Genomic DNA, 23,430 nt, shown 5'->3' on the forward strand with positions numbered 1-23,430 from the left:
TTACTCCTTGGCCGCGTCGTCATCGAGTAGGGTCAACCAATCGATCAGCTCGAATTGGCCATCGTGAATGCGCGTAGCCCACACGGAATCGCTCGCTTGATGATCCTTGGAGCCTAGCGTCAGTGACTTGCCAATACCGAGATCGATGTCGCCCAGACTTTCCAGGCCATCGACGAGCGCCTCGCGGTCGGCATCGGCGCCAGCCGCCTCGAGCCCTTTGATGAACAGCGAAGCCGCCAGATACCCTTCCAACGAGACGAAATCGCCGCCGGCGCTGTCATCCTCGGCTTTCAATGCCTCGCGGTACGCCTTCACGCCCGGCAAATCGGCTTCGTACGGCGGCACCACCTGAGTCACAATCACGCCCTCAGCCTCTTCGCCGAGCTCATCGAGCAGGGCCTGACTGCCCACGAAGGAGACATTGAGGAACAAGGCATCGGGCAGGTCCTTGCGGGCTTCGCGAATGAAATCCGCCGCCGGCCCGTAGGTGCCCACGATAATCACCGCACGCGGCGTGACGGGCGCCTGCAGAATGCTTGCCAGCCCACGATGAACGTTGCGCGTGCCGCGCGTATAGCGTCCATGCGCCAAGCGTTCGGGGTGGGAATAACCGTGATTGCCCAATGCGCGCAGCGCGCCCTGGTAACCGGCATCGCCGTAACCATCGGCCTGAGTGAAGAAGGCGATTTCCTCGGGGGCGATGCCCGCCATCAGCAAGCCTTCGATCATCGTCGCGGTTTCCTGGGCGTAACTCGCGCGATAGTTGAAGACATAACGATCCGGCGGGGACTGACGCAAGATGCCGCTACCGGTGAAAGCCCCGATCAGCGGCATCTCGTTATCGAGCAGAATGGGAAGATTGACGATGGCCGTCGGCGTGCCAACATTGCCCAGCATGGCTAATATCTCGTCGTCTTCCAGAAGCTCGCGTGTCGCCTTCGCCGAACGCAACGGCTCATAACCGTCATCGCGTGTTTCCAGCGTCAGCGTTTCGCCATGCACGCCGCCCGACTCATTGGCCTCGGCGAAACGCGCCTCGATACCCTGGCGCATTCCCTCACCGAGCGACGCCGCCGCCCCGCTGAAGGGTGCGACCAACCCCACCTTGACCTCCGCCACGGTCGGCGTCGCCGTCAACGCGAGCGAAAGCACGCCCGCGACAACCGCGAGCCACCTATATTGAACTTTCATGTATCCCTGCCTCTTTATAGTGATGCGTGTTATCGCAGGGGCCCCATCGGCTTGCCTACGACGTTATGCAGTCACTATCGGCAGTATATCAGAAAAGTTGAATCGAGAAACTTGGCCCGCTAGAGCTTACAAAAAACGTTCGGCGCGGAAAGGTCCCATCTCGATGGCCGGCACTTCGCCTTCCATCATCGACGCAAGAAGTTGCCCGGTCGCCGGTCCCAACGTAAACCCTTGATGGGCGTGGCCGAGGGCGAACCATAATCCCTTGTGGCGTGGCGCCGGGCCGATGATGGGTTTCATATCCGGCGTACACGGACGCGCGCCTCTCCAGGGGCGCGACTCGAGGCGCTTACCGAGCGGGAACAAGCCCCGCGCCGCCGTCTCCGCCGCCTCGAGCTGGGCATGCCCCGACGACGCATCGCGCGGTGCCAGCTCCGCGCCAGTGGTCAGACGAATGCCCGCGCGCATCGGCGACAGGAGATAACCGGTTTCGGCATCCAGCACCCAATGGTGCAATCTCGCCTCGCCCTGCGCAGCGTAATGCATGTGATAGCCACGTTTCACGAACAGCGGCAAGCGATACCCCAGCGTAGCCAGCCAGTCATCCGCCCAAGGTCCCAGTGCCAGCACGATATCGCGTGCCTCGAAGACACCGGCGTCCGTGGTCACGCGCCAGCCTTCTCCATGGCGTGCAATCGCCTGTATCTCGCCTTGCAAACATTCGCCGCCCTCGGCCTCGAAAGCCCGCGCGTAGGCCGCCACCAGAGCGCCGGGATCGGCCACGCTCCAAGGGTCACGCCAATGCACGGCGCCGATGGCCTGGGCATCCAGGTCAGGCTCACGCGCGCGCAATTCATGCGCATCCAGCGTGTCATGCGCCAGGCCGAAACGCTCGCCCAACGTCCGCGCTTCGCTGAATCGTGATTCCAATGCCCCCGGCGTACGAAAGACCTCCATCCAGCCATCGCGACGAATCAGGTCCTCGGCCCCTGCCGCCGCGATCATCTCCGCATGAGTCGTGATCGAGAGTTCGATCAGCGAAGCATATTCAGGGACGATCCGCGCATAGGCCTCGGGCGCGCTGTTCTGCCAGTACTGCCACAAGGCATGTCCCGCCTGCATCACGCCAAGCGGCGTGTAACGAATATCCACGCCCTGGTTGCCCAGCACACGCCAAAGAGTGCGCATATCGCGCGGAAAGGCATGCGGCGCCACCGCCTCGCGCTGGATGATCCCGGCATTACCGTAGGAGGTTTCACGGCCCGGGGCGCGACGATCCACCAGCGCCACTCGGCGTCCACGCCGCGCGAGATGATACGCCACGCCGACACCCACCATGCCCGCGCCCAACACCAAGGTATCGTGCTTCATCGTCGCTCCTCTTTCATGTTCGTACCGGGCGCGGCGTCATTCGCAACGCGCATCGTTCATCATACGGTTCTTGCCCATGGCCTTGGCGTCATAACTCGCGCCATCGGCACGTTTCACCATTGCTTGCGCATCGCTGTCATCGGCGCCCAGGCACGAAATACCCAGGCTCGCGGTGACATGGTAGCGCTTGCCCTTGCGCAGCACCGACAACTCGCTCACTGCGTGACGGATCTCCTCGGCAATGCGCATGGCTTGTGGGTTGGCGCAGCCGGGCAACAGGATGGCAAATTCATCACCGCCCAGGCGCGCCAGGTGATCGTCACGGCGCACACAACCTTCCAGACAACGGGCAATCGCACGCAGCATCTCATCCCCCAAGGCGTGGCCGCCCTCGTCGTTGATCGGTTTGAAGCTATCCAGGTCGAAGAGGATCAACGACGCCGTTTCGCCATGTTCGCGGAAACGCTGGAAGGTCTCTTCGAGACGCCGCTCGAAACCACGCCGGTTGAGCAGCCCGGTCAGCGGATCGTGCTCGGCTTCCCAAAGTTGACGCTTCTGCTGCGCACGTAGATGGGTAATGTCCTTGACGAAGCCCACCACGCCTTGCGGCTGCTCGCCGTTCATCACCTGGCTGGTATAAAGTTCCAGCCACATCATGCCCCTATCGCCACACTGGAAGCGCAACTGGCGATGCAGCTCGTGGCCGCCATCCACCGCGTCACGCCACAGCGCAAACAGCAACGGGCGATCCTCGGGATGCAGGCGGCGCAGCCATGCACGATGCTTGAACGACGTCGCCGACAGCCCTGTCAAGGTTTCCAGGGCCGGGTTGACGTAGCTGATGTGGCCCTCGATATCGGCCAGAAACATCGGCAGCGGCGACGAACTCAGCACCGCGTCGAGGTAAGCTTGGCGGCTGCGCCGCTCCGCACGCTCACGGCCACGCTCGAACTCCACCGTATTGAAGGTCGCAGCGATGCGCCGCAACTCCTCCAAGGAGGTATCCAGGGAAATACGCGGAATATCCCCCTGTCCCACCTGCGCGATCTGACGCGCCAGGCGCCGCAATGGTGAAAGCCCCAAGCGCAGCAGCCACCACAACAAGGGCAGCATCGACAGCACCACGACCATGGCTACCCACCACTGGCGACGCACGTAATCGATGATCGGTTGACGCGTTTGACTTTGCGGCAGGAAAACCCCCACGACCCAGTCCGGTTCCCAGACCTGGTGGTAACTCATCAACGCAGGTTCGCCGTTGATGAGACGACCGGTACCAGTGCCCTGCCAGCCATCCAGTGCCTGCGCCAGCACCGGGCTCTCCAGCGTGGAAGGGACATGATGCATGATCAGGGAACTATCGGGATGGCTGAGCACCGTACCATCACTGGTCATCAACACCGCATACCCCTCCTCGCCGATGCGCAGGCTGCGCAGATCGAGAAAGAAGCGCCCGTCACGCAGGTTGACCACGCCACCCAGCATGCCTGCGAAACGGCCCTGCGCATCCGTAAGTGGAACCCCCATCACCACCAGCGGGCGACTATCGTGGAGTTTGCTGATGATCGGGCGACCCACGAAGGGACGCCCCACTTGCTGAACGAAGCGAAAATACTCGCGATCGGCCACATTCAAGCCCACGGCGCCCGACAACGACGGCGTGAAGCCCATGACATCCCCCTCGGCATCAACAACGAATGCCGAATCAAAAAGCTCCAACAGTGCCGTATGGTCGCTCAAGCGCGCCTGCACGTCGTCGTCGCTGTCTTCGGTCAGCGGCACATCGCCCTGCAGCGACCCTGCTTGCAAGGAAGCAATGGTTTTAAGCGTATCGAGCCGCAACGAAATGGATTGCTGAATATCGCGCGCGATCAGCGAGGCTTCGTAATCCAGATGCGCCCGATTGATCTCCTCGGCAAGACCGCTACCGCCACGCAGCGACACCCACAGGATGGCGATGACCAACACGCTCCAGCCCACACCAGTGCCGAGGACCAAACGCCCCAGCAGTGTCTTGGGCAGCAGTGTCTTGAATAACCGTCTCATGCGATATGACCATATTCGCATTATGCCTCGCCGGACCCGTGTCATTGTTGAATGATAGGCGACAAGCGTATCCCAGCGACTCCCGCGCGCAAACCCCGCGCGCCCTCATAGCCCCTTTGCGCGACGCTGTTTTCCTCCTCTTTTTTTAGTACGCACCATTTTCAGCACGCACTATAAATAAAAGCGCCGGTGCACGAGGCACCGGCGTCAAGGCCAAACACGATCGAACTTTTTCACAAATCACAACACCACGCTTTCTGCTTGAATCATCACGAGGCCACTCGGTTGGTACGTGTGGTGTCGATGAGGTAGATCTTCGGCAAGGTGTTGGCCATGCTGCCAGGCGTGCCAAGGCCGTCGCGTCGCACCACGCGTTTGCTGGGATAGCCTTCGGGGTTCTGCGACTGCCAGCGCCAGGTATCGGCGATCATGTCGGTCAGATCGCGTTGGGCTTTCCAGCCCAACTCATGCGCAGCGAGTGATGCATCCGCCCAGCATTCGGCGATGTCCCCGTCGCGGCGCGGTACGATGCGATACGCCACGTCGCGCTGTGAGATCATCTCGAAGGCGCGCACCATCTCGAGCACCGAATACCCCTGACCGGTGCCCAGATTCCAGACATTCACCCCCGGACGATCCGCCAGCACACGCATCGCCGCCAGATGCCCCTCGACCAGATCCATGACATGGATATAGTCGCGTACACCGGTGCCGTCCGGCGTGGGATAATCGTCGCCGAAAATCGACAGCGCCGGCAGGCGTCCGATCGCCACCTGGGAGATAAACGGCAACAGGTTATTGGGCGTACCTGACGGATCTTCACCGATGAGCCCGCTGGGATGCGCGCCCACGGGATTGAAGTAGCGCAGCAGCGCGATCGACCAGCGCGGATCGGACCGCGAGAGCTTGCGCAGCACCTCCTCGACCATCAACTTGGAATGCCCGTAGGCGTTGGTCGGCTGACCGGTGGGTGCGCTCTCGCTCAACGGCATGCGCGTGGCATCGCCGTAGACCGTCGCCGAAGAACTGAACACCAGACGGAAGACCCCTGCCGCCATCATGGCCTGGCACAGCGTGATAGTTCCCGCGACGTTGTTCTCGAAATACGCCAACGGCTCGTTGACGCTCTCCCCCACGGATTTGAGCCCGGCGAAGTGCAACACGTCGCTGATCGCGAAGTCCGCAAAGATATAATCCAACAGCGAACGCTCACGTATATCGCCTTCGATAAAGGTCACTTCCTTGCCGGTCAACTGGGAGACGCGTTCCAGCGACTCGCGCGAGGCGTTGCAGAGGTTGTCGATCACGACCACGTCGTGGCCGGCCTCCATGAGCCGCAGCACCATATGCGAACCGATGTAACCCGCGCCGCCCGTCACTAATATCGTCATCATGCCTCCATTTTCACGCGTTGGTGATTCATCAAGCCCGCCTCCAGGCAGGCCAGATATCCCGTCACGACGATGTCCTGCGAGAATTCCTTTTCGGCGCGTCGACGTGCCGCCACGCCTACGCGAGAAAGTGCCCAGGGCGTCATTACCAGACACGCGCGCATGCGCGCCGCCAGCGACTCGACGTCCTTGACGCGACACAGCCAACCGGTTTCGCCATCGGCCACGGCATGGCGGCACCCCGGTACATCGGTAGCGATAGTCGGCCGCCCCATCGCGCCCGCTTCCAGCACCGTGCTCGGCATGCCCTCGCGATAGGACGGCAGCACCAGCACGTGGGACTGTGCGATCCAAGGACGCACATCGTCCTGAGCGCCGACGTATTCGACGACACCCCGCACATGCCAGGTCTCGACCTCGTCATCGTCGATGGCCGTGCGATTGCTGACGCCCTTAGGGCCGACGATCAAAAAGCGAGTGTCGGGATTTTCCGAATGAACCTTCTCGGCCGCCGCAACGTACTCGCGCACGCCCTTGTCGCCCAGCAGCCGCGCGATCAATACAAAGGTGAAGGGCCCTTCCTGAGGCAACGGCGTGAACGCAAAACGCGCCACATCGACACCCGCGCCCGGCAGCATCGCCCAGTCGACCTTTTGCAACATGCCTTGGCGTTCGAAGAGCGCCCGGTCATCGGGATTGAGGAAGAAAACCCGTGTCGCCCCGGCATTGGCGACGCCATAGAGACGTCTCACCTGACGAAACAAGTGGCTGTCATGCAGGAAGGCCGTCCCCAGGCCGGTGATGGTATTGGCATACGGGATTCTCAGGGCGCGACACGCCAGGCCCGCATAGAGATTGGCCTTGATCGTGAAGTTGAATACGAAGGCAGGACGCAACTCGCGCAACTGCCCGTACAACCAGAACAGGCACTTCCCCTCCCGCGCAGGCCCCGTGCTTTTGCCATCCATGGGCATGCTGCGCAGGGTGACGTCGAATTCATCGAGCAGACGTTGCGAATAATCGTCGTCGGGCACCAGGCACACCACGCGAAATCCACGTCGCTCGAGCGCCTTCAACAACCCCTGGCAGAAGTTGTAGAGAAACCAGGACGTGTTGGAGACCAGCACAATCGTTTTATCGTTCATGGAAACAACTCCTCTGCAGTGGAGATCGTCTGTGAGGCACGTCTTGAAGAAGCGTTCTTGAAGACACGTGTTTTTAGAGGCACGTTTTTTAGAGGCACAGAGCCCCTGCCCCCGCGCTAAAGCGCGTTGGCCATCGGTGATCGAGCGTCTTGAAGGTGCGGGCTGTATGTGCGGCCTGCGCCTCGGGGTTAGGTCGGTAAGAGGGCTGTCGTAGCCTGTTCGTGACGCGCCAAAACGTCACCCATCGATAGCGAGCGCATGCCGTATTCGATGGAAAGCGACTGGAAATAGCCGATGATGGCAGCGAGATCACGCAAGTTAGCATCGGTATCGCCGCCGAAATTGTGCGGATGCCACCACAGATGGAATATCTCGCCACGCCTGGCGGCACGACGCATGGCGTTCTTGATGCGCCGTAGCCGTAGCACATCCAGCTGCGGCACCCCACGGCGCGGACGCAAGAACATGCTGGCCGGAACATCCAGCGGATCGCCCTTGAGATCGCGCCACTTGATGCCGTGATGGCCGGTCAGATCGACATAGCTATCCAGCAGGCGCAGCGCGCGTCGAAAGGCGGCGTCGCGCTGGTGACGTGGGAACCCCGCGCGTTGGGGATTGCCGCGATAGCAACGAAAGCCCGCCTCACGTATTGCCGCCAGATAAGCCTCATCGACCTGATTGCGTGGCAAGACCAACGAATCAGGGCGATGCCCGGCATGCTCGGCAATAGCCATCGCCGCCGCGAGATCGGCCTTGAAGTCCTCCGGCGTCTGACCTTCTTCATGGCAGTAGTAATGCGAAAAGGTATGCGAGGCGACTTCCTGGCCCGGCGTCTGCGCAATCAGATCGATCAGCGAACGCGCGTAATGCAGCGGATCGCTGGCCTCGTCATCGCCGATGTCCAGACGGTAGTTATCGAGCGCCGGATTGGCATAATGCGGGCGCCGCGCAGGAGAGAAACGCGCCAGCGTCTCTCGGTCCTCAGCGAACAGATAGCCCACCGTGGCCCAGGTCGCACGGATATGACGCTCGCGGAAGAGATCGAGCATCGCCGGCACCGCGCGTCGTGCGCCGAGCAAATGGCGCATATACGGATGTTCGGGCGTGGTCACGATGTCCGACATCCCCCAGTGCAACTCGAAATCCAGGGAGATCACGAAAGCCGGCGGACGTAACGGCTCGCCTTCGGCACGTGCCAAACGGGTCATCCAGTTAGCACTCATGCGTGACACGCCTGATGCCAGGAAGCGCTGTAGCCGTCGATCATGCGCTGCACGCTGAAGGAATCGACGACACGTTGATGCGCGCGCTGCTTGCGCACCTGCCACGTTGCCGCATCCGCATGCTCACTCAGCACCATGGCCAGTTGGTCTGCCAGCAACCGCGAATCGTTTGGCGGCACGATCCAACCGGTATCGCCAACGATGAAGGCCGCATCCCCGACGTCGGTGGACACGCACGGCGTGCCGCAGGCCATCGCTTCAGACAATACATTGGGAAACGCCTCACCGAAGCGCGACGACAGCACATGCACATCGAGCGCGTTCATCACCGCCGGAATATCGCTACGCCGTCCGACCAGCAGCACCCGATCGCGCACGCCATGATCTTCCAGCAGCCGTATTAATTCGTCATTGTCGGCATCTAGTCCCGCACCGATCAGCGCGCAGCGGAAATCCCACCCCAGGCCCTTGAGCTGCGCCAGGCCGGCGATCAGATTGGCATGGTCCTTCTGCGGGTCGAAGCGCGCCACCATGCCGAATAGCGGCATATCGTCGTCTATACCCCACTCCGCCCGCACGCGCGCCCTGGCCTCGGTGTCGGGAGTCAATAGCGACAAGTTATAACCATTGGGCACGACCACGAACTTCATGGCCGCATAACGCAGCTTGCGATGCACATCCACCGCATGTTGCGAACAGCTCACGATGCGACTCGGTACCACGCGGGACAAAGCGCCGCACGCCTTGGCGACCCAGATCGTGCTGCGCTTGGTGGCGCCTGGCATCAAGTTACTGTTGTGAATCCCCCAGCAAATGGCCTTGACGCCTGCCAGACGCGCCACGACACCGCCCACCAGATTGGCGTGATACATCCAGGTCTGCACCACGTCCGGCTGGTAATCCCGGATGATGCGCCACAACCGCCACAGGCCGGCAGGCGTCACACGGCCGCGCGGCATATCCAGATACACGACCTCGATTCCTGCCGCATCGAAACGCGGACCGTATTGCCCGGCGTCCATCAAGCACACCACGCGGTGTACATTGTGATGATCGTTATGGCAAAGCTGGTAAAGCGAATCCTCGGCACCACCATCGGTCAAGCCGGTGATGACATGCAAGACCTTCAGCGGTTTGGCTAGCATAAGCGGTTATACCCTCGATTGGCCGACGACCAGATGGCACTAGACGCGGCGAACATGACCTTTAGCGTTTGTTAGGCATCGCCTGATGGCCTCAGCTACCGAACGCGAATCCCAAATGCTTGCGGCTCCCCTTGAGCAGCACCACGGCCGCCAGCGACGAGGCCAACGCCAACAGCGCCAGCATGTTGCCCGGCCGATACGAAAGCGCCTCGAACAGCGAGATAAAAAGCGGATGGATGAAGTACAGCGCCGTCGCGTAGTACGCCAGGGACGTGCTGTCGCCGGGCACCTGCATCGACGAAACCCAAAGGAACAAGCCCGGACAAAAGATCAATAAACTCAAGTACATATCGAACGCCGGCTGGCCTTCGAGCCCAATATAATTGAGATAGGATTCCCCCATCAGCAGCAGCGCACCGCCCAGGCTCCACAACATGTAATAACGCCGATCCCATTGGCTCAGCCTTTCCCAACAACGCAACAAATAGCCGGTACAAAAGAAGGGAAAGCCGAAAAATAGAAAGTTGCGGTAGAACCAGATCTCATTGAAGAGCACATCCAAAGGGGTGCCGGCGAATAGGTGATAATGACCGGCATAAATGAAGAACATCCCCATCGCGTAAAGCGTCAACGCCAGTACCAGCAGAGCCTTCAAGGGAAGGTTGCGCAGCATGTACAACATGATGGCAGCCCCGATCAGCGCGGAAAGAAACCACAGATGGTGATAACCCATGACAGCAACACGCAGCAGTTTCAAAATCTCATACGGTGTCACCGCCGGAATATCCAGCCAGAAATATACGTAAACCAGCATCCAGAAGAGATACATCGACACCACTTTCTTGAGCCATCTGAAGAGCGACTGGGAACGAATAACGCTAATAAAGAAATAACCGCTGGCCATCATAAAAATCGGCACCACGATGCGGAATAGCCCCTGCACCGTCAGTTGATAACCTAATTCGCTATACCCCATCAGCACTTGAGCATGTGAAATCACCACGATGACGGCCAGTGTCAGCTTGAGCACATCCAACGAAACATTACGCTGCATTATTCCCCTCCCCTTGAATTTCCCCGCTCCCCAGAATCGAAACGTCAACGCGTTATCGTATTTTATAAGGCGTTTTCTACATTCCGCCTTCGGCCGCCCAGCCGTATCCTGGAACGCCAAGCACCGGATACCACTGCATGAAGAAATAGAAAGCATAAAGCCCGTAGGCCGCGTAACGCCGCCAATCGGATAGCCCCAGCGAGGCCAATAAAACCACTAGCATGCCGCTTTCGAACACGCGTGCCGTGACTGGAAGAAGAAAATATGTAGACAGATAAAAGACCAGAATCGAAGCGGCAAAGAAATTGTTCCTAAGAAACGATTTACCCTCCATGAAGAAGATCACGGAGAACACGGTCCAGAAGACAAACGCCAGTCCCGATCCCCCCGATCCCATGGCACTATACTCGGCGCTCTCGCCTTGTCGTGCCCCGAGCGCACCGGCTAGCCAGATCCCCAGCGCTCCCAACACGACCCCCATCCCCAAGGTGTACACCACGCGCCATACGGTCGAAATACTAAACGTCGAGAAAAAGATATTGAGAAGAAACAAGATATTGATAAAGAAGAAGGACGCATGCACCAATGGCGCCAATGCAATAAAGAAAATACGCAGCGGCAAGTAACGACACCACCAGCCGAGAAAGAACAGCGTAATCCCTACGCCCTGCCGCAAGTGAATGATATTATTCTTCAACACCTGCGGCATGAGAATAAAAAGAATCAGGAAGAAGGCGTACTTCGGATAACTTCTCAACACTAGAAACGAAATCAAAAACGATGAGAAGAAAATGATTACACGAAGCGTATCTTCCGGGGAAAAATGCTTGGCGGCCCAAATATTGAATAGCAGCCAAACCGGTTCGTTGGTAAGAATCGACTTGAGGCTACTTGCGGCATACATCACGAATATCTCATCGGAATGCTGGGCATAAACGAGATAGTTGGCGCGGTCGATATAGCCGTCGATATCCAGCCCCATCAAAAACCAGGCATAAATACCGGCCAGGACCAAGCACATGGACTTGTAACCGAACGAGCCTTCGGTGGGTATCAGTAGTTTCATCGTTCGCCTCAAATTACGGGGGGCGCTGACGCGCCTTAACTTAAATGGGCTGGCGCTGCATGACACGTAAATACGCCTGAACGGCCTGACCGAGATCGAATGCTCGGGCCCTGCTCTCGACATCGGGATATCCCTCCCCTTGCAAAGCAGTCACCATCGCCTCGTACAACGCTTCTGGATTTCCCACCGGCACCAACTGCCCCCAGGTGCCGCCTTCCAGAATTTCCGCCGGTCCGCTGGGACAATCGGTACTGATGACCGGCGTGCCACAGGCCATCGCCTCGGCCAGCACATTGCCGAAACCTTCCCAGGCAGAAGACAGCACGAACAATTCGGCCTGGCGCATCCACGCATAGGGGTTATCGACGAAACCCAGAAAAGCGACGTCCTCGCTCACCCCCAACGACGCCACCATTGCTTCAAGACTCTCGCGTAGTTCTCCCTCGCCGAGAATGACCAGGCGCGCGGGTTGCCGAGTGCGCAACGTGGCAAAGGCCTTGATCAAGGTGGGATAGTCCTTCTGAGCGGTGAGCCGGCCGACGGCCAGGATCACCGGTGGCTCGCCGCTCGCCAGCCAGGGGTGCGTCAACGCCTGCGTGCTCAACTCGCGCAGACGCTCGGTGACCGCCGGGTTGTAGATCACGTCGATGCGTTCTCGCGGCAGCGCCAACGCACGCGAAAGGTCGTCCGCCACGCCGCCGGATACCGCCACGATGCCGCTCGCCCAGGGATAGCTATGCCGCATCAGCAAGGGAATGAGCCACGAACGCCCCGCCGGCTCTGAACGCATGTCGCGCGTCACGTTGTTATGCTCGGAAATCACCACCCGTGTGCCCACGCCCGCCAATCGGGTCGCCCACAGCGCCACCACGTTGGCGTAGTTGAGTGCCGACAGCATCACCGCCGGCCGTGTCTTACGCAGGTAACGCACCAGCGCCGGCAAGCTGTACAGCACCCGAGACGCACGCAGATCGACCACGCGCACCTCTCCCGCCACATTCTTGAGATAAGCGCCCGTGGCCCGCGCGAGAACAAGGTCCACCCGCCAGCCTTGCGCGGCGAGCCCGTTGGCCAAGGTCACCATCACCATTTCCGCGCCACCGCCTTCCAGCGAGGGCAAAAAAAGCGTCAGCGTCATATCACCCAAGGCACTGGCGTCGACGAGCGCCGATGACGATTCCAGCATGCGTTGGGTATCATCCACAGTGGCGCTCCTTCGGCAGCGTCACCCGTAGCGCATGTAGATAGCCACGCAGCGCCTGTTGCAAATCGAAACTACGTGCCCGGTGCTGAACATCGGGATGTGTCTCGTCACTGAGTGTCGCGGCTATCGCCCGCGCCAAGGCTGCGGCATCGCCTACCGGCACCAGCCGACCCCACTTGCCATCTTCGAGAATCTCCGCCGACCCGCTGGGACAATTCGTGCTCACCACGGGCGTCCCGCAGGCCATGGCCTCGGCAAGCACGTTGCAAAAGCCCTCCCACGCCGACGACAACACGAACAACGACGCCTTGCGCATCCATGGGTAGGGATTGTCGACGAAGCCTGGCAGCGCCACGTCGTCGCCGATCCCCAGCTCGTCGATACGCGCCTCCAGCTCAGGGCGCAGCTCGCCCTCGCCGAGAATCACCAGGCGCGCCGCATGCGTCTTGCGCACCTCGGCGAAGGCCTCGATCAAGGTCGCGAAATCCTTCTGTACGGTCAGCCGCCCCGCCGCGACGATCACCGGCGGCTGGCCACCTTTCAGCCAGGGATGCGCCAACGGTGCCTCGCACAACTCCGCGAGCTGGGTATTGATGGGGTTATAGACGACATCGATCCGCTCGCGCGGCAGGCGCACCGTCTGCGCCAGGTCATCCGCCACCCCACTCGAGACCGCGACGATGGCATCCGCCGAGGGGTAACTCAGGCGCATCAGCCACGGCACCAAACGCTCCAAACGATCGCTCGAGACATCCCGGGACAGCGTGTTGCGCTCCGAGACCACCAGCCGTGTCCCCGAACGGGCCAGCTTACGTGCCCAAAGCGCAATGATGTTGGCGTGATTGAGCGCCGAGAGTAAGGCATGCGGGCGCTCGCGGCGCAGATAGCGCACCAGTGCCGGCAAACTGAACAGCACCCGCGAGGCACCGAGCTCTACCAGGCGCACACGAGGCGAAACATCCGCCAGATACGCCCCTTCGGCGGCAACCACGACAAGATCCACCGGCACGCCACGATTCGCGAATCCATTGGCGAGGGTCACCATCACACGCTCCGCACCGCCGCCCGCCAGCGAAGGCAGGAACACCGCAATGCGTTTATCGTCGTTTCTCATTTCGCCGTCCGTCGCTTGGCAAGCACCATCCCGCGCACATTCGCCACGTTGAGAACAAACACGCTAACGGTATAAACCGCCGCGCCCCACAACACCTGCTCCACCAGCGCCCAGGTCCCGGTCGCCTCACGTAACGGCCATAGGCACGCCACCATCACCGCACCGCTGAGCACAACCTTGAGGTTGTCGCGCGTGATCAGCGAGATCGGGAACAAGCGCCGACCCAGCAGCACGCTCAATGCCAGCGCCACGCCGTAGGAGATCAGCGTGGCGTAGGCCGCGCCCACCAGGCCGAAGGCCGGAATGAACAGCAGATTGAGCGCCACGTTGACCACCGCCGCGCCGCCATTGATCCACACCTGATAGAGCGTCTTTTCACTCAACTGAAAAGCCAGATCGAAATGGAAAGCGCGGATACAACACATGAAGATGGCGAGAGCGACCCACGGCACTAGCTGCTCCGCCCCCGCGTGGAAAGATTCACCCAGCATCAACGCGACGATCTGCGGCGCCAGCACAATGAAGCCCAACGTCACCGGCACCGCCATCAGCAGCAGCAAGCCGCCATTGCGATCGAGCTGCTCGCGGGCCGCATCGCGCCCCTGCTGTTCGAGCGCGCGCACCACCAGCGGATACGCCGCTAGATTGACCGTCACCAACAGCAGATTGATCACCTGGGCGACCAAGTCGTAACCGGCGGTGTAGATCCCCACCGCTTCGTTGTTCAAAAGCCCCGCCAGCAGCAGTCGGTCGGAACTCGACACCACGAATTCCAGAGCGAAGGTCGCCGTCAACGGCAGCCCATAAATCAGCAAGGGCTTGAGCTCGGGCGCTAGCGACAGCGCCGGACATGCCCCACGCCACAGCGATCCACCAAGCACCACTACCGCCACCAGCATGCCCAGCAACATGGCCAGCAAGGGACCCAGCGCGCCGAACCCCCACGTAATCAACAGCACCCCGAGTCCCAGTGCAATGACCGCTCGGATACCCGCCATCAAGCCGTAACGCAACGGATTGAGCTGGCTGCGCATCAGCTCGAGGCTCAGTTCGAACCCCGCCTGCACCCAGATCAACGGCACGGCGATCAGCACCAGGGTTCTCAGCGACTCATCCGCCACCGCAAACCACACGGCCACGCCCGCTATCCCGGTCAGCGACGCCACGCTGGCGTACGCCAGCAATAGCGTGCTCAACAAACGCCGCGGGTCGTTCAGGTTGGCCGGGAAGAACCGCAGCAACGACAAACGAATCCATTGAAAGCACACCACATTGATCAGCCCCACCCAGACCACGACCAGGGCGTAGATCCCGTAATCGCTGGGTGACAAAAGGCGCGTATAGATCGCGATGGCGAGAAAGTTCAGCAAGCCCGGCACACCACGCGCCAAGCCGTAATAAGCGGTATAGCGAATCAGCAAAGTGCGGCCCTCGAAAACATTGGCGGCGCCCAACCCTGAGTGCATCGCCCCCCGACCAGCAGGGGCGGCACACAAAAGGTGCGATCAACGATAGGAATAGTTGTAATAGCCGTAGGTGTACGCCGTGGCCGCCTTGCGCTCGAGCCCATTGAGGATCGCGCCTTTCACGCGTACCCCGCCGGTATCCAGACGCCGCATGGCAAGCTCGACTTCCTTGGGCGGATTGAGCTGGAAGCGCGCCACCATCAGGGTCGTACCCACACGCTTACCGATCACCGTGGCATCGGTTACCGCCAGCACCGGCGGCGAATCGACGATCACCAGGTCGTAACGCTCGCTGGCCGTGGCCAGCAGCTCGGTGAAACGCGATGAAGCCAGCAGTTCCGAAGCGTTCGGCGGGACGACGCCACGCGCCAGATACTCGAGCCCCTCGACGCTTTCCACGGGGCGCACCATTTCCGCCAAGGTGTGACGCCCAGCCAGAATCTCGCTCAAGCCATCTTCGGAAGGCCCTTTGAAGATCTTGTGCATCTGGCCCTTGCGCATGTCACCGTCGATCACCAGCACGCGTTGCCCATTCTGGGCGCATACCGCGGCCAGATTGGCGGCAATGAAGCTCTTGCCCACGCCAGGGCTCGGCCCGGTGATCATCAAGCGGTTATCGGTACTATCGAGCATCGCGAAATGCAGGCTGGTACGCAGGCTACGCAATGCCTCGATGGAGACATCCAGCGGCCGATGCCAGGCCAATAACCCCGCCGGCACGCTTTGCGAAAGACCACCGCGACGAATGCGCCGATTGAGTTTGTTCTGATCATCCGACTTGGGCACGATGGCATAGACCGGTAACCCCAGTTGCTCGAGCTGGTCGGGACTTTCCAGGCCGCGATTGAACATCGCCCGCAACATCACTACTGCCACCGCGAAAGCCGCCCCGATCACGGTCGCCAGCGCGATGATCATCAGCTTGTTGGGCGACACCGGCCGCGGGAACGACTCCGAGTCGTCGAGCACCCGTACGTTACCCACCGTGCTCGCCTCGGCGATCTGCATCTCCTGCACCTTGTTGCGCAGTTGGACGTAAATCGCCTGATTGACCGTCACATCACGCTGCATGCGCAGTACTTCCTGCTGCGTTTCCGGCATGCCATCGATGCGGTCTTCCAAAGACGCCAGTTCTTTGTTGAGCTGCGCTTTTTTCTCCAGCAAGGCGGCATAAGTCGGGTGGCTGGGCGTGAAGCGCCGCGAGATTTCCGCTTCGGAGAATTCCAGCTCATTGAGCTGCGTTTCCAAACTGACGACCCGGTCGAGCACCGACTGGGTCTCCATGGAAATATCCACGCTGTTGTGATCGGAACGATAGGCATTGAGCTGGCCTTCGGCATCGGAAAGCTCGCCGCGCACCTCGGGCACCTGCTTGCTCAAGAACTCCAGGCTCTTGCGCGCTTCCTCGGACTGACGCTGGATGTTCTGGGTGACGTAGATATCGCCAATGGTCGAGAGAAGACGCTCCGCCCGCTCCGGCGAGGGATTGGTCAGACTCCAGGCGATAATCCCGGTGCCATTGCCCTGCTCCGCCACGCCAAAGTTGTCGCGCACCCTATCGACGGCTACCACACGCTGCTCGTGGGTGAGCTTGAAGGTCGCCCCCGGCGAGGCTGAGATCGACGCCACCTCGACGCCCACTGAACCGTCCAGGAACTCGGATTCCTCGCCGACGCGCCCCTCGCCCAGTCGCTCACCGCGATAGTGCAGCGCATAACGTTGGTCATCGAGCACCTCGAGGGTGAAGGTTCGGCCCAGATAGCTCTCGGCGACCGGCATTCCTGCTAGTCGGACGCTGTCATCCCCCCAGGCATATCCCCACTTCCTGGCAAAGGTCGGCGCGGGGATGCCCTGGCGATGGAGAAACCCGCCAATGACCGGCACGCGCACCGGTTCGACGCGCAGGTCTAGATTGAGAAGATCCACCGCTTTCCCGAGTACCATGCGCGATTGCATGATCTGCATTTCGGCACGCGACGGTGGCAATTGCGGCATCATGGCGGATGCTGTGGCATCCGCGAGCGGATTCTTGGGAGTCTTGGTTTCCACCTGGACCAGGGAATCCGCCCGGAAAATAGGTGTGGCGAAGAACGCATAGGCCGCGCCGGTCAGCGCAAACAACACGATCAAACTCACCACCAGCCCCTTGGCATCGAACAAAAGGCCCAGAATGCGGCCCAGTTCCATATCCTCGGAGGTCTTGCTCGCTTGCGGGGCAGGCACGTTCAGGTTCATAGAATTCCCACTCCATGAGAATGTGGGGCCGAGGCCCGGCGCCACTTCGAACCAACGGACGTTGGGCGACAGCGGCAGCAGGCCCCGAGGCAATTACGACTTACTGATTGTCATCGATGTCTTGAATGTCACGCGTGGCCTGCGTCAGCTGATAGATCGCTGTCACACTCGGCAGAATCTGGCTGATAACGCGGTTCCAACGCGCGATCGGTGCGGCGGTGACATACACCACATCGGTGGGCTGCAGAATGAATTCCGACCCCAGCACGAAGGAGACCGCATTCTTGGCGTTGAGCTGGTAGACGGTCGCGAAGGTATCGCTGTCGACATCGTGATTACGTCGAATCACGAAGATACCCGAGGCATCGGCGCTGTTTTCGTTGATACCGCCGGCCTGGGCCAAGGCATTGGTCAGCGAGAAGCGCGTATTGGGCATCGGTACGGCAGTCGGCTCGTTGACCTCGCCCATCACATAGACCTGCTGATTACCCACTTCAGGCACATGCAGAACATCGCCATCCTGCAGCAACAGGTTCTGATCGAGATCGCCATTGACCAACATGTCATAGACCGACAGACGCATTTCCTTGCCATCGCGAGTCAATACCACGTCGTGCCAATCCCCTCCTTGGGTCAAACCTCCCACGTTGCTGAGCGCATCCAACACTCGTAGCGGCACGTTGGTGATCGGCTGAGCACCGGCGTTCTCGACCTGCCCGGTCACGTAGGCTTTCTGGGCATTGAAGGCGGCAATCTTCACATCTACCTGGGGCTGCGCGATGTAGCCTTCCAGGCGTCGCTGAATCTCCCCGCGGACATCGCGTACGGTGCGTCCCGCGACGTCCACCTGGCCGATGTAGGGATAGAAGATAGTGCCGTCCGAATGCACGACGTTGCCCGACTCGACAGCGCTACGCTCGCTCCCGGCGGGAATCGTCAATTCAGGATGGTCGTACACCACCACGTTGAGCACATCGCCGCGACCGATCATATAGTCGTAGCCGACCTCGTTTTCGGGCGTCGCATCCTCGGCGTACTCGAACAGCGAATCGCGCAACTCGTCTTCCGTCGCCGCCAGCGTCTTGACCAGGCTCGGGGTAATCGCCTTGATCTCGATATTGTCGGAGATGTCTTCTCCCTGCGTATCAGCCTCATAATCGATGTTTCCACCCGGCGCAAACGCACAGCCCGATAGCGCCACCATGAAAGAAAGCCCCAGCAGCGGCTTTCTCCACCCCGAACGATATTCCATGCGGCTTACAGTCATGCCGATTCCCTCACTCGTCATTTTGTTAGGGTTTACAATTCTTTTACCCACGCTACCGCCCTGGAGCGACACCAAATCTCCCGGGCCATACCACTAATTTTTCAAACATCCTTATTTACCTGGATACTGCGACACGAAATCTCTTGCGCTACGTACTCTTTAAACACGCACCTTTAAAATTGAGCGCCTCTTTCTTGCTTGCATAATTCTCTTTTCGCGGACTTCATTCTATGCACTGTGTAACGTTTCATAGGCTGAATTTACACAATGCTTACATTGGATTTTACTCGTCGCTAATTCGCGCCTTTTAGTCAAAAAACTCATTCATCCAGGATGAGAACCTGACTACACAGCAGTACGAGATAACTCATTCTCTAGACCCAGGAATGAAACGCCCCCGCACGAGACGAGGGCACCAGAGCCTGTTTTCAGATATCGAAAAACCAACGAACGAGGACAGATACGCCTCAGCGTGCCCCGAACCCGGTCGTGACCGTCTTCAACGTGCGCAGCAGAATCAGCACGTCGAGCCATAGCGAGAAATGCTTGATGTAATAAAAGTCGTACTGCAGCTTGACGGTCATGCCATCGACTTCCGCCGCGTAACCCTGCTCGACCTGGGCCCAGCCCGAGATCCCCGGCTTGACGACATGGCGATAACTGAAAAACGGAACGTCCTGCTCGTACCACTGCGAGAGATCCATCGACTCCGGGCGCGGGCCAATAAAACTCATGTCGCCCTTGAGCACATTGAGAAGCTGCGGCAGCTCATCCAGGCGGTACTTGCGAATGATCTTGCCCACGGGCGTGATGCGCGGGTCGTCCTCTCCGGACGTAAATCCCTTGCCTTCGAGGTCGCTATACATGCTGCGGAACTTGTAGATACGAAACGGCACCCCGCGATGCCCCATACGCCATTGCACGAACAGTGCCGGCCCCGGGCTGTCATGGCGAATGGCCCAAGCCGTGCCCAGCATGATGGGGGCCAGCAGCGGCAACAGCAGCAAGGCACCGCACAAATCCAGGCCACGCTTGCAAGCGCTATACAGCGGCGACGGCAACAATGAAGTCAGCTCCGTATCCGCCAGATGCTCGAGCTTGACACGGCCGGTACGCGACTCGTCGATCTGCTTGATCTGGTACACCGGAATGCCATTCAGCGTGCACTTGGTCAGAAAGCGCATCCACTCATGATTGAGGGCGTCGCTGCGTAGATCCGCGACGATGCCATCGATACGCTGCGCTCCCAGGCGCGGCACTTCGAGACGATGCAGCCCGCTCTCTTCGGTCTCGACGAGGTGTCGCGCCTCGCCCAACGGCACCACGGCAAAGCGCGGACGCCGAAACCGCTGCACCCCCGCATAGCCCAGGAAAAACCACACCAGGCTCGCGGCGTAACCGCCCCACAGCACGCTTGCGTCAAAGCGCTCGGCACCGAGCAACAGCGCCCAGGTCGCCGCAAACAGCACACTGGCCAGCGGCACGACATACATCGACGCCTGCGTACCGGGGAAACGCGTCATGCGGTGCAAGACGAACAGCGTCACCAGAAACGCCGCCCCCACCGCCCACAGCGTCATGGCAAGCCCCGGCGCCATGTCACGCCAGACGTCTCCGCCATGCACTATCAGCGGCGGCACCATCACAACCGCCGGTAACCCCACTACGAAATGGAAAGGCATGCCCATCAGGCACTGTTCGTACCAACGTGAATGGCGACGCTCATAACGCGTGTCGAACGCCTTGCCACTCGACACTAACGACTCGCTCCCCGCCCACGCCGAACGATCCATCTGCTCGAACACTTTATGCTTATTGAACATGATTGGCGCCACCTTTTCAGTGTCCCGTGCCGCCCTTTTAAAGGCATAAAAAAATCGGGTTTTCGCCAAACAAGTTACAAAGTGTTTATCTACACAGCCAGACGGTTTTAATGGTTAATACACTCCCATATCATTCATGCCTCAAAACGCCAAAAGCGTATGTCAAAACCCAGTCGCACCTTATGCTTACAACGCTATAATCAATCAACACCAAGCCGACTCATTAAACATTATCAACATCCCTCATCACGCACTCACCACAAATAACGAAAAACAACCAAAATAAATAAAAATGAGAAAAACGAGCTATCGAGAAGGAAAGGTTTCAACATATCGCCCGACGAAATATCGCCTACGCTAGGCGATTATGTCAGGGAGATCACATGAACACTTCGAGAAGACGGCTCTTGGCTCGCCTACTCCAGGGCGGCGCCGTATTGACGGCCGCCGGTCTATTGCCGACTCACACAGTCGGCATGGAAAAAAACGCGGCAAACATGGAAAACAAAGACAAGAAGGAAAATACCAAGCAGGAAGGATCGGCGCAGGCGCGCCAAGTGGCCTCCATCGCCGAGATGCAGGCGCTGGACGTTGCCCGCCTGCCAAACGGGCAACGCATCGAGGTGGCTGGTTACTATGCGGGGGAAACACTCGGTGGTGGGAGCTTCATCTGGTACGCCAATGAACAACGCGAGGAAAACGGCGGCACCTGCTTTCGTGCCCACGACCAGGCCGGTGGGCGCTTTCTGCGGCGCCTCGACGACGCACTGACGCCCGGCATGTTCGGCGCACGCGGAGATGGCAGCGATCAGTACGCCGCCTTGAAGCGTCTCGCACAGGCCGCCAACAGCCAGCAGCGTGATGTCGTCTTTCCCGCCGGCGACTTCGCCCTTTCGGAAGCGGGCTTGCGCTTCGAAGGCATCCGCATAACCGGCGCCGGCGCTTCACGCACGCAACTACGCTACACCGGCGACGCCCTGGGCTCGCTGGTCGAAATTCACGATGGTGCACGTATTTCCGGCTTCACGCTGGACGGCAATGTCAGCGACGACCCCGAGCGCTGGAGTTCATCCAACTACGATGCCTTCACCGGCTGCCTGCCGCTGGATCTACGCGGCCGCGACGTCAGCGCCCTTGACATGGTCTGCCGTGGTTCGCCCGTTGCCTGCATACGCGTGGAGGCCCGCCATTTCACGCTGCGAGACGTGAGCACCGAACGCGCACGCGGCAACTTCGGCGACGGCATCTTCGTCGTCGACTCCCACGACGGCATTGTCGAACGCTGCCAGGCACGCGACTTCACGCGCATCGGCTTCGTTGCCGACACCTACGGCGAGAGCCCGGAACACATGCTCAGCGAGCGCATCGACTTCATCGACTGCCTCGCCGAAAACGGCCATCACGCCAGCGTCGATTACGGCGACGCCGAATACAATGCCGGCTACTGGGCCGAAAACAGCCACGCGGTGCGCTTTATAGACTGCCGCTCACGCCAGACGACGCATCACGGATTCGTCGCCACCACTGGACGCGCCCCGTCGCTCGGCACCGGACACTTCACCCTGCGCGGCTGTATCGCCGAGACCACAGCCGTAGGGTATTTGCTCAGCGACCTGCACGACGTCCCCGTGCGGCATGCCGTCGACGCCTGCCAAGCACGTGAGGTCGACAAGGGGTTTTGTATCGAAATGACGCTCCCCACCAGCCGCCTCACCGGTCAGCGCATTACCACGGAACTACGTGGCACGCGACGCAGTGGCAGCACCCTGGCGTTGGAAGGGGGCGGACACATCGATATCCGCCACCTCGACGAAACCTGGCACGTATTCAACGAAAAGCGCCATGACAGCGTACGCGCTAGTTACGCCTCGATTGTCTCGGCGGGTGGCTTCAAAGGCGAGCTGCATCTTGCCAATTTCCAGAGCCGACACAGCGACACCGATGCCCCCGTGGGCTGCAAACTCATCGGCCAATCGCACCTGCGCGACTTCACGCTGAGCGGCACACAGGCGCGGCTCTTTCATGTCCCGGCCGAACGCATCAGCCTCCAAGACTGCGAGATCCCCGCCGGCTGGATCAAAGCCTTCGACACGCTCGACGTGGACGCCTGCCGGCTCGGCGACGACGTGCCCCGCTTCGATATCTTCGATACCACGCAGCATCACCGTTACCGCCACTGCCGGTTCGACTTCACCCCCGGTGGCGGGCATCTCTACCTGCACAACAGCGACAAGCGCAATGCACGGCATGTAGTGCGCTTCGAACGTTGCCGCTTCAAGAAAGACCTCGCCCAGCACGGCCACATGATTACCCTCGACGCTGCGCCCGGCGTCTTCCTCGCCCCTGAAAGCAACTACCTCACCTTCCGCGACTGCACCTTCGAGAACACCGGCCACGCCACCGACACCCCCGCGATACGCACCCTGCAGCGCCCACCGCAAGCAGCGCTGACCGGGTACGGCAATCGCAAAAACGCCACCCTCAATACCCTCACCGCCTTCGAACACGATGACAGCCTCATGGCCGACGGCTGACACCGTGGTTAAATCTCGCTCCACAAACGCCCCACCCCACACACGAAAACGGCCCCAAAAAGGGGCCGCTATTAATTAGAACGCTTCTCTCCTTTTATTCGAACACTATCCACTTCGATACTCGAGTTGACGGGGATGGACAGGGTCCACCGGCG

At 60.1% G+C, this 23,430-nt stretch carries 16 protein-coding genes; 1 reads left to right on the forward strand and 15 read right to left on the reverse strand.

Going from position 1 to position 23,430, the window contains the following annotated elements:
- The 15 genes from L1073_RS00620 to L1073_RS00690 all read right to left on the reverse strand — a co-directional run bounded on the left by L1073_RS00620 (position 1) and on the right by L1073_RS00690 (position 20,741).
- Positions 1-1,191 carry an ABC transporter substrate-binding protein gene (locus L1073_RS00620; RefSeq protein WP_246896260.1) on the reverse strand — a complete coding sequence of 397 codons (1,191 nt, stop codon included), beginning with the start codon at positions 1,189-1,191 and terminating at the stop codon, positions 1-3.
- A 126-nt stretch (positions 1,192-1,317) separates the two neighbouring features.
- Complete coding sequence (locus L1073_RS00625) at positions 1,318-2,562, reverse strand: NAD(P)/FAD-dependent oxidoreductase (RefSeq protein WP_246896261.1); 1,245 nt, start codon at positions 2,560-2,562, stop codon at positions 1,318-1,320.
- A gap of 36 nt (positions 2,563-2,598) precedes the next feature.
- Positions 2,599-4,608, reverse strand: coding sequence for a sensor domain-containing diguanylate cyclase (locus L1073_RS00630; protein WP_246896263.1), 2,010 nt, complete (start codon positions 4,606-4,608; stop codon positions 2,599-2,601).
- Between the two features lie 269 nt (positions 4,609-4,877).
- The gene (gene galE, locus L1073_RS00635) at positions 4,878-5,999 is read right to left on the reverse strand and encodes a UDP-glucose 4-epimerase GalE (protein WP_246896264.1); all 1,122 of its coding nucleotides are present in this window, start codon (positions 5,997-5,999) and stop codon (positions 4,878-4,880) included.
- Complete coding sequence (locus L1073_RS00640; RefSeq protein ID WP_246896266.1) at positions 5,999-7,144, reverse strand: glycosyltransferase family 4 protein; 1,146 nt, start codon at positions 7,142-7,144, stop codon at positions 5,999-6,001. The genes galE and L1073_RS00640 overlap by 1 nt, the downstream gene beginning before the upstream one ends.
- 188 nt (positions 7,145-7,332) lie before the next feature.
- Positions 7,333-8,367, reverse strand: a complete 1,035-nt coding sequence (locus L1073_RS00645; RefSeq protein ID WP_246896267.1) for a polysaccharide deacetylase family protein — start codon at positions 8,365-8,367, stop codon at positions 7,333-7,335.
- The gene (locus L1073_RS00650) at positions 8,364-9,512 is read right to left on the reverse strand and encodes a glycosyltransferase family 4 protein (protein WP_246896269.1); all 1,149 of its coding nucleotides are present in this window, start codon (positions 9,510-9,512) and stop codon (positions 8,364-8,366) included. The genes L1073_RS00645 and L1073_RS00650 overlap by 4 nt, the downstream gene beginning before the upstream one ends.
- 91 nt (positions 9,513-9,603) lie before the next feature.
- Positions 9,604-10,542 carry an acyltransferase family protein gene (locus L1073_RS00655; protein WP_246896270.1) on the reverse strand — a complete coding sequence of 313 codons (939 nt, stop codon included), beginning with the start codon at positions 10,540-10,542 and terminating at the stop codon, positions 9,604-9,606.
- Positions 10,543-10,642: 100 nt separating this feature from the next.
- Entirely contained in the window at positions 10,643-11,632 is a 990-nt protein-coding gene (locus L1073_RS00660; RefSeq protein WP_246896272.1) for a hypothetical protein, read from the reverse strand.
- Between the two features lie 40 nt (positions 11,633-11,672).
- Entirely contained in the window at positions 11,673-12,836 is a 1,164-nt protein-coding gene (locus L1073_RS00665) for a glycosyltransferase (protein ID WP_246896273.1), read from the reverse strand.
- Complete coding sequence (locus tag L1073_RS00670) at positions 12,829-13,950, reverse strand: glycosyltransferase (protein WP_246896274.1); 1,122 nt, start codon at positions 13,948-13,950, stop codon at positions 12,829-12,831. Before L1073_RS00670 ends, L1073_RS00665 begins: the two co-directional genes overlap by 8 nt.
- A complete protein-coding gene (locus tag L1073_RS00675) occupies positions 13,947-15,416 on the reverse strand; it encodes an oligosaccharide flippase family protein (RefSeq protein ID WP_246896275.1) in 1,470 nt (489 codons plus the stop codon). The genes L1073_RS00670 and L1073_RS00675 overlap by 4 nt, the downstream gene beginning before the upstream one ends.
- 39 nt (positions 15,417-15,455) lie before the next feature.
- Positions 15,456-17,651, reverse strand: coding sequence for a polysaccharide biosynthesis tyrosine autokinase (locus L1073_RS00680; RefSeq protein ID WP_246896276.1), 2,196 nt, complete (start codon positions 17,649-17,651; stop codon positions 15,456-15,458).
- Between the two features lie 100 nt (positions 17,652-17,751).
- Positions 17,752-18,903, reverse strand: a complete 1,152-nt coding sequence (locus L1073_RS00685; protein ID WP_486187678.1) for a polysaccharide export protein — start codon at positions 18,901-18,903, stop codon at positions 17,752-17,754.
- Positions 18,904-19,385: 482 nt separating this feature from the next.
- A complete protein-coding gene (locus L1073_RS00690) occupies positions 19,386-20,741 on the reverse strand; it encodes an exopolysaccharide biosynthesis polyprenyl glycosylphosphotransferase (RefSeq protein WP_246896278.1) in 1,356 nt (451 codons plus the stop codon).
- 497 nt (positions 20,742-21,238) lie between these two features.
- Here L1073_RS00690 and L1073_RS00695 point away from each other — a divergent pair, with 497 nt between their 5' ends.
- Positions 21,239-23,275, forward strand: coding sequence for a glycoside hydrolase family 55 protein (locus L1073_RS00695; RefSeq protein WP_246896279.1), 2,037 nt, complete (start codon positions 21,239-21,241; stop codon positions 23,273-23,275).
- Positions 23,276-23,430 lie beyond the last annotated feature (155 nt).

The organism is Chromohalobacter nigrandesensis (assembly GCF_023061285.1).
GTDB lineage: Bacteria > Pseudomonadota > Gammaproteobacteria > Pseudomonadales > Halomonadaceae > Chromohalobacter > Chromohalobacter nigrandesensis.